This window comes from Phenylobacterium sp., from assembly GCF_016124325.1.
Lineage (GTDB): Bacteria > Pseudomonadota > Alphaproteobacteria > Caulobacterales > Caulobacteraceae > Phenylobacterium.
Genome location: NZ_WGNY01000039.1, coordinates 42,993 through 52,922 on the forward strand (window position 1 = coordinate 42,993; position 9,930 = coordinate 52,922).

The window sequence follows — 9,930 nt, forward strand, 5'->3', positions numbered from 1 at the left end:
ATGGCCCAGGACTTCCATCTCAAGCTGATCACCCAGCGCGCCAGCGGCGGCGATCCGATCGTGCGCGAACGCACGGTCCCCGGGCCCGAGGCCACGATCGGCCGGGCCGCCGACAGCGACATCGTCCTCGCCGACCTGGCCATCGACCTGAAGCACGCGAAGATGCGCTTCAGCGGGCCCGGACGGGTCAGCCTGGAGTCGGTGAGCGGCCTGCCCTTCACGGTCGGCGGCCGCGTCGTCCAGCGGGCCGACCTGAACGCCGCGAGCCATCCGGTGGCCTATTTCGGCAGCTACGCGCTCGCCTTCGAGCCGGCCGAGGACGAGGGCGTCACCGTCACGGTCACCCGCGACGACCAGGAACACCACGCCTCCCCCAGCGTCTTCTCGCTGCAGGCCAGGTTCCTGGGCCGCCGCAACATGGCCTGGGCGCTCGGGGCCGGAATTTTCCTGGTCTGCCTGCTGGTCCCGCTCGTCTTCGCCGGCGTGCTGTCGCACCTGCAGATCCATCCCGACCAGCAATGGTCGAGCGGGCCGCTCTCCAAGGCCCACGCCTTCCTGGAGACCGACTGCAAGGCCTGCCACGTCAACACCTTCGTCGCCGTGCGCGACAACGCCTGCCTGTCGTGCCACCAGGCCGGCCCGGACAAGGGCGCCGAGGCCAAGGTGCTCGCCAAGGCGAAGGACGAAGGCAGTCCGTTCGAGCCGATCCTGGTCTCCGAACACGCCGAGCACGCCAAGCTGGAGAAGGCCGCGCCGCTGCCGCCGGGGCTCGCCTCCAAGGCCAGCGTGATCATCCAGCGCGCCTTCAACCACCCGACCGACCGCTGCGCGAGCTGCCACATCGAGCACACCAAGGCCAAGGCGCCGGCCGACGCCGACCCGCACGCGCCGGTCACCGACAAGCCCGACCTGACCGTCACCCAGACCTGCGAGAGCTGCCACACGGGCATGAAGTCGCGCCTGCCCAAGACCGAGCTGATCGACACGCCGGACTGGGGCCATCACCCGGCCTTCCGTCCGCTGGTGATGACGGCGGCGGGGCCGACGCCGACGTTCACGCGGATCGCGCTGACCTCGGCGCCGCAGGAGCGCAACGGCCTCACCTTCCCGCACAAGCTGCACCTCGAACCGCGCGGCGGCGTGGCGCGGCAGGCCATCGACCTGGGCAAGGCCAATGGCTACGGCGCGGCCCTGGAATGCCAGGACTGCCACCGCGCCCAGCCGGGCGGCAAAGGCTTCGAGCCCATCGAGATGGAGCGCGACTGCGGCGCCTGCCACAGCCTCGCCTACGCCCGCGGTCCGGACGGCAAGCTGAAGTACCTGCCGCACGGCGAACTGCAGAAGGTGGTCGACACCCTGGCCGGGCGCACGCTGCAGGGCTCGCCGCCCAGCGGCCGCCAGCGCCCCGGCGAGATCCGGCCCCAGGCGTTCTCGGCCAGCGGCGCCAGCGCCTATCGCGCCACCTTCTCCAAGGGCGGCGCCTGCTTCGACTGCCACACCATCACCTGGGCGGGCGACACCGTGCGCATGGCGCCGGTGAAGCTGACGGCACGCTACCTGCCGCGCGGCGACTTCGACCACTCGATCCCCGAGCACGGGGCGATCGGCAAGACCGGCAAGGCGGGCTCGTTCAAGTGCGCCGACTGCCACGCCGCGGCCAAGTCGGAGAAGGCCTCCGACATGCTGGTGCCCGACCTGCCCAAGTGCGCCGCCTGCCACGGCAAGACGACCGAGCAGATCGCCGCGGCCGGCAAGTCGGACTGCGCCGAGTGCCACAGCTTCCACGCCCCCGGCGAGGCCACGCCCCCGCCCGGCCATCCGCCGCTGGAAACCCTGCGCTGGACCAAGGACGTGGCGAGCCTCGGCGAAGGCGGCTGACCGTCATGGCCGGGCCTGTCCCGGCCACCCAGACACGCGAACCTTCGCCCAAAGAACCAGACGCGCGAGCCTTCGCCCAAAGAAGAAGCGGCCGCCCCGCTTGCGCGATGACGGCCGCTTTCGGTGTCTCGGGTTGGCCGGGACAGGTCCGGCCATCGCGATTAATCGCCGATCACACCACCCCGTAGGCCAGCATCGCGTCGGCCACCTTCTTGAAGCCCGCGATGTTCGCGCCGCGGACGTAGTCGGTGACCTTCGAGCCCGGACGGCCGCCGTATTCGACGCAACGGTCGTGGATGCCCTGCATGATGTCGACCAGGAGGCGCTGGAGCTCCTCCTCCTTCCAGGAGATGCGGGCCGAGTTCTGGCTCATCTCCAGGCCCGAGACCGCCACGCCGCCGGCGTTGGCCGCCTTGCCGGGCGCGTAGAGGATGCCCGCGGCCTTGAACTTGTGCACGCCGTCCAGGTTGGTCGGCATGTTGGCGCCTTCCGACACCGCGATGCAGCCGTTGGCCAGCAGCTTGTCGGCGTCGGGGCCCAGCAGCTCGTTCTGGGTGGCGCACGGCAGGGCCAGGTCGCAGGGCACGCCCCACGGGGTCTGGCCGGCGTGGAACTCGGCGCCCTTGAACTCCTTGGCGTAGTCGCTGATCCGGCCGCGGCGCTTGGTCTTGTGGGCCTTCACCCAGTTGACCTTTTCCTCGCTGATTCCCTCGGGGTCGTAGACGAAGCCCTCGGAGTCGGAGAGCGTCAGCACCTTGCCGCCCAGCTGGTTGATCTTCTCGGCGGCGTGGGTGGCCACGTTGCCCGAGCCCGAGATCACCACCTTCTTGCCCTCGATGCTGTTCTTCTGCGTCTCGAGCATGTTCTTCATGAAGTAGACGGCGCCGTAGCCCGTCGCCTCGGTGCGAATCAGGCTGCCGCCGTACTCCAGGCCCTTGCCGGTCAGGACCCCGGTGAACTCGTTGGTGATGCGCTTGTACTGGCCGAACATGTAGCCGATCTCGCGCGCGCCCACGCCGATGTCGCCGGCCGGCACGTCCACGTCGGCGCCGACGTGGCGATAGAGCTCGGTCATCAGGCTCTGGCAGAAGCGCATGACCTCGTTGTCGGACTTGCCCTTCGGGTTGAAGTTCGCGCCGCCCTTGCCGCCGCCCATGGGCAGGCCGGTCAGGGCGTTCTTGAAGGTCTGTTCGAAGGCCAGGAACTTCAGCACGCTCTCGGTCACGCTCGGGTGGAAGCGGATGCCGCCCTTGTAGGGCCCGATGGCGTTGTTGTTCTGCACCCGCCAGCCGCGCTGGACGCGGATGTTGCCGTTGTCGTCTTCCCAGCACACCCGGAAGCTGATCACCCGGTCGGGCTCGGCGATCCGGCGGAGGATCTGGTACTTGTGGTATTCTTCCTTGTCCTGGATGAAGTCGAAGATGTCCTCGGCGACTTCCTGGACCGCCTGGACGAACTCCGGCTGACCCGGATTGCGACGCTTCACCCCTTCGATGAAGGTCGGGAGATCTACGTGATCGCTAACTGCCATTTCTTCCCCCTGTGACCGCCGCGCCCTCTGCGCCGGCCCTCAAGCAACCCTAGCTACGAATTGGCCGGCGACATAGGCGCATCAGCCAACGAATTTTGCGGGCTCCGACGCGCCCCCTTCACAAGACCGGCTATTTTGCCGACAACTCGGAAAGCTGGATGGGGGAAGTGAAATGGCCAAGGCGTCTGATCTGTTCGTGCAGTGCCTGGAAGAGGAAGGCGTCGAGTACGTCTTCGGGGTTCCAGGCGAGGAGAATCTCGACTTCCTCGACAGCCTGAGCCGCTCGAAGAAGATCAAGCTGATCCTCACGCGCCACGAACAGGGCGCGGGATTCATGGCCGCCACCTTCGGCCGCCACACCGGCAAGGCCGGGGTCTGCGTCGCCACCCTGGGCCCGGGCGCCACCAATTTCGTGACCGCCGCCGCCTACGCCACCCTGGGCGGCATGCCGATGATGATGGTCACCGGCCAGAAGCCCATCAAGAAGTCCAAGCAGGGCCGCTTCCAGATCCTCGACGTCGTCGACATGATGAAGCCGCTCACCAAATACACCCACCAGCTCGCCTCGGCCGACAACATCCCCTCGCGCATCCGCGAGGCGTTCCGCCTCTCCCAGGAGGAGAAGCCCGGCGCCGTGCACCTGGAGTTCCCGGAGGACGTGGCCGACGAGGAGACCGACTCCACGCCGATCCCGAAGAGCAACGCGCGCCGTCCCGTGGCCGACGAGAAGTCGATCCGCGCGGCGACCAAGCGCATCGAGCAGGCCAAGTCGCCGATCCTGGTCATCGGCGCCGGCGCCAACCGCACCATGACCAGCCGGATGCTCACCCAGTTCATCGAGAAGACCGGCATCCCGTTCGTCTCGACCCAGCTCGGCAAGGGCGTGGTCGACGAGACGAGCGCGAAGTTCATGGGCTGCGCGGCCCTCTCCGCCGGCGACTTCGTGCACCGGGCGATCGGCGCCGCCGACCTGATCATCAACGTCGGCCACGACGTGATCGAGAAGCCGCCGTTCTTCATGCAGCGCGGCGGCGCGGAGGTGATCCACATCAACTTCCGCTCGGCCGAAGTCGACCCCGTCTACTTCCCGCAGTACGAGGTGATCGGCGACATCGGCAACGCCATCTGGCAGATCAAGGAAGACATCCTGCCCCAGGCGGGCTGGGACTTCGCTGCGATGTACAAGGCCCGCGCCGCCGAGGTGGAGCACACGGCCAAGTCCGACGGCGACACCCGCTTCCCGATCTATCCGCAGCACCTGGTCAAGCAGGTCCGCGACGCCATGCCGACCGATGGCGTCATCTGCCTGGACAACGGCGTCTACAAGATCTGGTTCGCGCGCAACTATCCGGCGCGCATGCCCAACACCGTGCTGCTCGACAACGCGCTCGCCACCATGGGCGCCGGCCTGCCCTCGGCGATGGCCTCGGCCATGGTCTACCCGGAGCGCAAGGTCCTGGCGATCTGCGGCGACGGCGGCTTCATGATGAACAGCCAGGAGCTGGAGACGGCCGTCCGCCTGAAGCTGAACGTCACCGTCCTGATCCTCAACGACGGCAGCTACGGCATGATCCGCTGGAAGCAGGCCAACATGGGCTTCAAGGACTGGGGCCTGACCTACGGCAACCCGGACTTCGTCGAATACGCCAAGAGCTACGGCGCCAACGGCGTGCGGATCGACAGCGCCGCGTCGCTGCCGACGGTGCTGCGCAGCTGCCTCGACACCCCCGGGGTGCACCTCATCGATTGCCCGGTGGACTATTCCGACAACGACCTGATCCTGAACCGTCAGATCAAGGAACTGAGCGCGGCGATCTGAGCCTCGAAGCCCTGAAAGGATACGGGACATGACCGCCCTCAAGGACTCCTACCCGCTCTACCTCGCCAACGAGGCCCGGACCCCGAACCTCGACCTGGAGGTGACGGACAAGTACACGGGCAAGGTGGCGACGCGGGTGGCCCTGGCCGACGCCAAGACCATCGACGCCGGCATCGCCGCCACCGTCGAGGCGGCCGAGCCAATGGCCCGCATGCCGGCCTATGCCCGCCAGGAGGTGCTGGCGCACTGCGTCAAGCGCTTCCAGGAGCGGTTCGACGAACTGGCCAACGCGCTGTGCGTCGAGGCCGGCAAGCCGATCCGCGACGCCCGCGGCGAGGTCACGCGCCTGATCGACACCTTCCGCATCGCCGCCGAGGAATCGGTGCGGATGACCGGCGAGGTCCAGCCGCTCGACATCAGCCCCCGCGCCAAGGGCTACCAGGGCATGTGGAAGCGGGTGCCGATCGGCCCCTGCTCGTTCGTCAGCCCGTTCAACTTCCCGCTGAACCTGGCGGCCCACAAGATCGCCCCGGCGCTGGCCGTCGGCTGCCCGTTCGTGATGAAGCCCGCCTCGCGCACGCCGCTGGGCGCCATCATCATCGGCGAGGTCCTGGCCGAGACCGACCTGCCGAAGGGCGCCTTCTCGATCCTGCCCGCGCACCGCGACGGCGCCGACCTCTTCACCACCGACGAGCGGCTCAAGCTGCTGTCGTTCACCGGCTCGCCCGGCGTGGGCTGGGACCTCAAGGCCAAGGCCGGCAAGAAGAAGGTGGTGCTGGAGCTGGGCGGCAACGCCGCGGTCGTCGTGGACGCCGACACCGACCTGGACGACGCCGTCGAGCGGATCATCTTCGGCGCGTTCTACCAGTCGGGCCAGTCGTGCATCGGCGTGCAGCGCATCATCATCCACGCCGACATCTACGACGAACTGAAGGACCGCCTGGTCGCCAAGACCAGGACCCTCATCGCCGGCGACCCGCACGAGGAATCCACCTTCGTCGGCCCGATGATCGACGAGAAGGAGGCCCGCCGCCTGGACAGCTGGATCCAGCAGGCGGTCGAAGGCGGCGCCACGCTGCTCTGCGGGGGCAAGCGCGAGGGCGCCATGCTGGAAGCCACGCTTCTGGAAGGCGTTGACCGCAAGGCCGCGCTCTACGCCGAGGAGGCGTTCGGGCCGGTGGCGATCCTGTCGAAGTTCACCGATTTCAACGCAGCTCTCGACGAAGTGAACGACTCGAAGTTCGGTCTGCAGACGGGCGTCTTCACGCGCGACCTTTATCGGATGCTGGAGGCGTGGGATCGGCTGGACGTCGGCGGTGTCGTCATCGGCGACGTGCCCAGCTACCGCGTCGACAATATGCCGTATGGTGGCGTGAAGGACTCAGGGCTCGGGCGTGAAGGTGTGCGCTTCGCGATGGAGGACATGACCGAAATCCGGAATCTGGTCATCCGTCGCCGCTGAGCTTGCGTATCTCTACGGGACAGTGCGCGCTGCTTGGGGAGGCGGCTTGGTGTTGACGATCGCTCAGATCACCGACCTCCACGTCACGACCGACAAGGACCCGCTGAATCAGCGGCGTAATGAGGCGCGCCTGCGTCAGGTGATGACGGCGATCCACGAGTTGCGCCCGCGCCCGGCGGCCATCATCGCCAGCGGCGACCTCGTCGACCGGGGCGAGCACGACGAGTACCTCGAGCTCAAGCGGCTGATGGCCGACAGCGAGATCCCCATCTACTACGCGCTCGGCAACCACGACGGCCGCGAGGCCTTCCTCAGCGTGTTCGACGGGCCCGGCGCCCAGACCGACCCGAACGGCTATGTCCAGTACGCGGTCGACTTCGGCCGCATGCGCATGGTGGTCTGCGACACCCTGGGCGGCCCGAATCACGGCGAGTACGACGAGGCGCGCGCCGCCTGGCTGGAGGCCACGCTCGACGCCGCGCCCGACCGGCCGACCGCCGTCATCCTGCATCACCCGCCGATCCTCAGCGGCATCCGATGGATGGACCCCGAACCCGATTCGCCCTGGATCCGACGCCTGGCCGAGGCGCTGCGGGGCCGCGACCAGTTGAAGGTGCTGATGTGCGGCCACATCCACCGCGCCTTCAACGGCCTCTTCGCCGGCCACATGGTCTCGGCCGCGCCGGCGACGTCCATCCAGCTCACGCTGGACCTGACCGAGGTCGACATGCACGTGCCCGACGGCCGCGAGATCCTGGTGGAGGAGCCGCCCGGCTTCGTGCTCCTGATGTCCGAACGCGACGAACTGACCACCCACGTGTGCCTGGCCGGCGACTACGCGCCCGCCGTCACCTACAATTTCCCCTTCCGAACGCTCGCCTGACCGATGGCCGCCAAGGGATCGCGCCGAGGCCTGATGGGCGGCCTGCTCGCCGCGGTGGAGCGGCTGCGCGCCATCGGCGGCAAGCAGCTCGCCGACGTGGTGATCACGCTGGTCGTGGCGGTCGCCGCCGCCGCCGCCGCGCTCTACCTGAACACCACCGTCCCGGTGCGCCTGATCGAACGCCAGACCGAGGACTTCCGCGTCGCGCGCGGCGCGCCGCCGGCGCGCGGCGATCTGGTGGTCGTCAAGATCGACGACGACGCCATCAACGCCATGCGCGAGTCCTCGCCCTGCCACTGCCTGGCGCCGATCAACAAGGCCTGGCTGGGCGACCTGCTGGCGGCGCTCGACGCCAAGGGACCCAAGGCCATCGTCGTCGACTACCTGCTCGACATCTGGTCGTCCGACGAGGAGTTCAACGACTTCCAGGCGCGGATCGCCAGCACGACCCACCCGATCATCGTCGGCGTGGACCCCAACCTGAAGGCGGGCGTCGACTTCCCGGTCGCCCCCAAGCTGCTCTACGCCGACGCGCGCGCGCTGATGCACAACGACGTCGACGACATCATCCGCAAGTACGATCCCAAGCCCAGCCAGTACTGGTCGCTGTCGGGCCGCGCGGCGCTCGCGCTCGGCGACAAGAGCCCGCCGGACAAGCCCTTCACCATCCGCTACCGCGAACCCGATCCGAAGCTCACCGCCGAGAACCTCGGCGCCATCACGCCGTCCTACTCCGCCGCCTTCGCGCCCTTCCTTCCGGCCGAGTTCTTCAAGGACAAGGTGATCTTCATCGGCAGCGTCACGCGGTCGGCGCACGCCGATTCCGACACGCTGAAGGAAGACATGCACATGACGCCCCTGCGGTTCCTGCCGGGCCATGTGCAGGGCACGCCGGGCGTGGAGGTGCACGTTCACGCCCTGGCCCAGATGCTGGAGCACGATCGGATCAAGGCGCCGGGCACGATCTGGAGCGCGGCGATCGTGCTGCTGGCCGCGCTGATCGGCGCGCTGATCGGCCGCTCCACCCAGGCGCTGTGGATCTCCCTGGGCACGGTGCTCGCGCTGATCGTGCTGTTCGGCGTGGGCGCGTTCTACGCCTACCAGCAGCTGGCCCTCATGCTGCCGATGATGGCCCCGGTGATCGGCTTCGCGTTCGGCTTCTTCGTCCTCAGCCGGCTGTCGGCGGCCGAGCTGCAGACCCAGCGCGCCTTCTATTCCTCGACCCTGGAACGCTACCTGGCGCCCCAGGTGATCGACCGCATGGTCGAGGGCGGCGAGGCCGTGACCATCGGCGCCGAGGAGCGCGAGATCACGGTGATGATCTCCGACCTGGAGAACTTCTCCAACCTCGTGGCCAGCCTCGACCTCGAGACCTTCGAGGGCGTCATCAACGAGTACTTCGACGGCGTCATCGACATCCTGTGGAAGCACGAGGCGATGATCGACAAGATGACCGGCGACGGCATCATCGCGATCTTCGGCGCGCCCGTGCCGTCCACCGACCACGCCGACCGCGCCATCGCCTGCGCCCGCGAGATCGACGTCTACGCCAAGGAGATCCGCCGGCGGATGATCGAGCGCGGCATTCGCTTCGGCTACACGCGCATGGGCATCTCGTCCGGCGTGGGCCTGGTCGGCAACTTCGGCGGCGAGCGCCGGTTCAACTACACCGCCTATGGCGAAGTCGTCGTGATCGCCGCGCGCCTGGAGGCCGCCAACAAGACCTTCGGCACCCGCATCCTGTTCTCCGGCGACACCCTGCGGCTGGCCCGCCAGGAGGTGCCCATCGAACCGGTCGGCGAGATCGACCTCAAGGGCGTGCCGGTCCCCATCCCCGCCTACACTTCCCCCACCGACGACGGCCCTCGCGAGTAGCGCGCCCTACCTCCCCCGCCGCAGGCGGCGGGAGCTGGGAACCTTGACATTCCACGCCAGATGTTCTATATTTGTTCTCCTTGGAACAGTCCCCCGACATCACCGCCGACCTCGACGGCCTGAGCCGCCTGTCCGAGCGCCTGCTCGGGTTGGCCATGCGCTATGCCGACCGCATCGAGGCCCTGGCCGAGGATGAGGACGAGCGCGCCGTGGCTCTCGCCCGGCCCCTGGAGGGCCTGGCCCGCTCCTACCGCCAGACGCTGGCCATGAAGGCCCGCCTGCGCCGCGAGGTCGGCGACCTGGAACGCGCCGAACGCACCCGCGAGATCCTCGCCAACCGCCCCGCCCCCGACTTCGGCGTGCTCAGCCGCATGGCCGAGGTCGAGGAAGCCGTCAGCGCGCTCATCTGGTCCGAGCACGAACGCCCCGAGGCCGAACGGCTCGAAGACGAACTGGTCGACGCCCTGCACGAGGCCTTCGAC

The 9,930-nt window shown here is 68.3% G+C and carries 7 protein-coding genes; 6 read left to right on the forward strand and 1 reads right to left on the reverse strand.

What is annotated here, in order from left to right:
- Positions 1–1,878: a cytochrome c3 family protein gene (locus tag GC203_RS20375; RefSeq protein WP_293458375.1), complete on the forward strand. Its 1,878-nt coding sequence runs from the start codon at positions 1–3 to the stop codon at positions 1,876–1,878.
- A gap of 172 nt (positions 1,879–2,050) precedes the next feature.
- Here GC203_RS20375 and gdhA read toward each other — a convergent pair whose 3' ends face one another.
- A complete protein-coding gene (gene gdhA / locus GC203_RS20380; RefSeq protein ID WP_293458377.1) occupies positions 2,051–3,409 on the reverse strand; it encodes an NADP-specific glutamate dehydrogenase in 1,359 nt (452 codons plus the stop codon).
- A 172-nt stretch (positions 3,410–3,581) separates the two neighbouring features.
- Between gdhA and GC203_RS20385 the strand changes: the two genes are divergently transcribed.
- The 5 genes from GC203_RS20385 to GC203_RS20405 form a co-directional block, all read left to right on the forward strand.
- Positions 3,582–5,228, forward strand: a complete 1,647-nt coding sequence (locus GC203_RS20385; protein WP_293458378.1) for an acetolactate synthase large subunit — start codon at positions 3,582–3,584, stop codon at positions 5,226–5,228.
- A 28-nt stretch (positions 5,229–5,256) separates the two neighbouring features.
- Positions 5,257–6,690, forward strand: a complete 1,434-nt coding sequence (locus tag GC203_RS20390; RefSeq protein ID WP_293458379.1) for an aldehyde dehydrogenase family protein — start codon at positions 5,257–5,259, stop codon at positions 6,688–6,690.
- 49 nt (positions 6,691–6,739) lie between these two features.
- Positions 6,740–7,573 (forward strand): phosphodiesterase, encoded by an 834-nt coding sequence (locus GC203_RS20395; RefSeq protein ID WP_293458380.1) that lies wholly within the window; start codon positions 6,740–6,742, stop codon positions 7,571–7,573.
- Positions 7,574–7,576: 3 nt separating this feature from the next.
- The gene (locus tag GC203_RS20400; RefSeq protein ID WP_293458381.1) at positions 7,577–9,448 is read left to right on the forward strand and encodes an adenylate/guanylate cyclase domain-containing protein; all 1,872 of its coding nucleotides are present in this window, start codon (positions 7,577–7,579) and stop codon (positions 9,446–9,448) included.
- An 80-nt stretch (positions 9,449–9,528) separates the two neighbouring features.
- A partial coding sequence (locus GC203_RS20405) for a hypothetical protein (RefSeq protein WP_293458382.1) occupies positions 9,529–9,930 on the forward strand: 402 nt, incomplete at its 3' end.

Bases quoted from the DNA above. Each gene is read 5' to 3' on its own strand.
- GC203_RS20375 (WP_293458375.1), top strand. From the start codon at position 1: ATGGCCCAGGACTTCCATCTCAAGCTGATCACCCAGCGCGCCAGCGGC.
- gdhA (WP_293458377.1), bottom strand. From the start codon at position 3,409: ATGGCAGTTAGCGATCACGTAGATCTCCCGACCTTCATCGAAGGGGTG.
- GC203_RS20385 (WP_293458378.1), top strand. From the start codon at position 3,582: ATGGCCAAGGCGTCTGATCTGTTCGTGCAGTGCCTGGAAGAGGAAGGC.
- GC203_RS20390 (WP_293458379.1), top strand. From the start codon at position 5,257: ATGACCGCCCTCAAGGACTCCTACCCGCTCTACCTCGCCAACGAGGCC.
- GC203_RS20400 (WP_293458381.1), top strand. From the start codon at position 7,577: ATGGCCGCCAAGGGATCGCGCCGAGGCCTGATGGGCGGCCTGCTCGCC.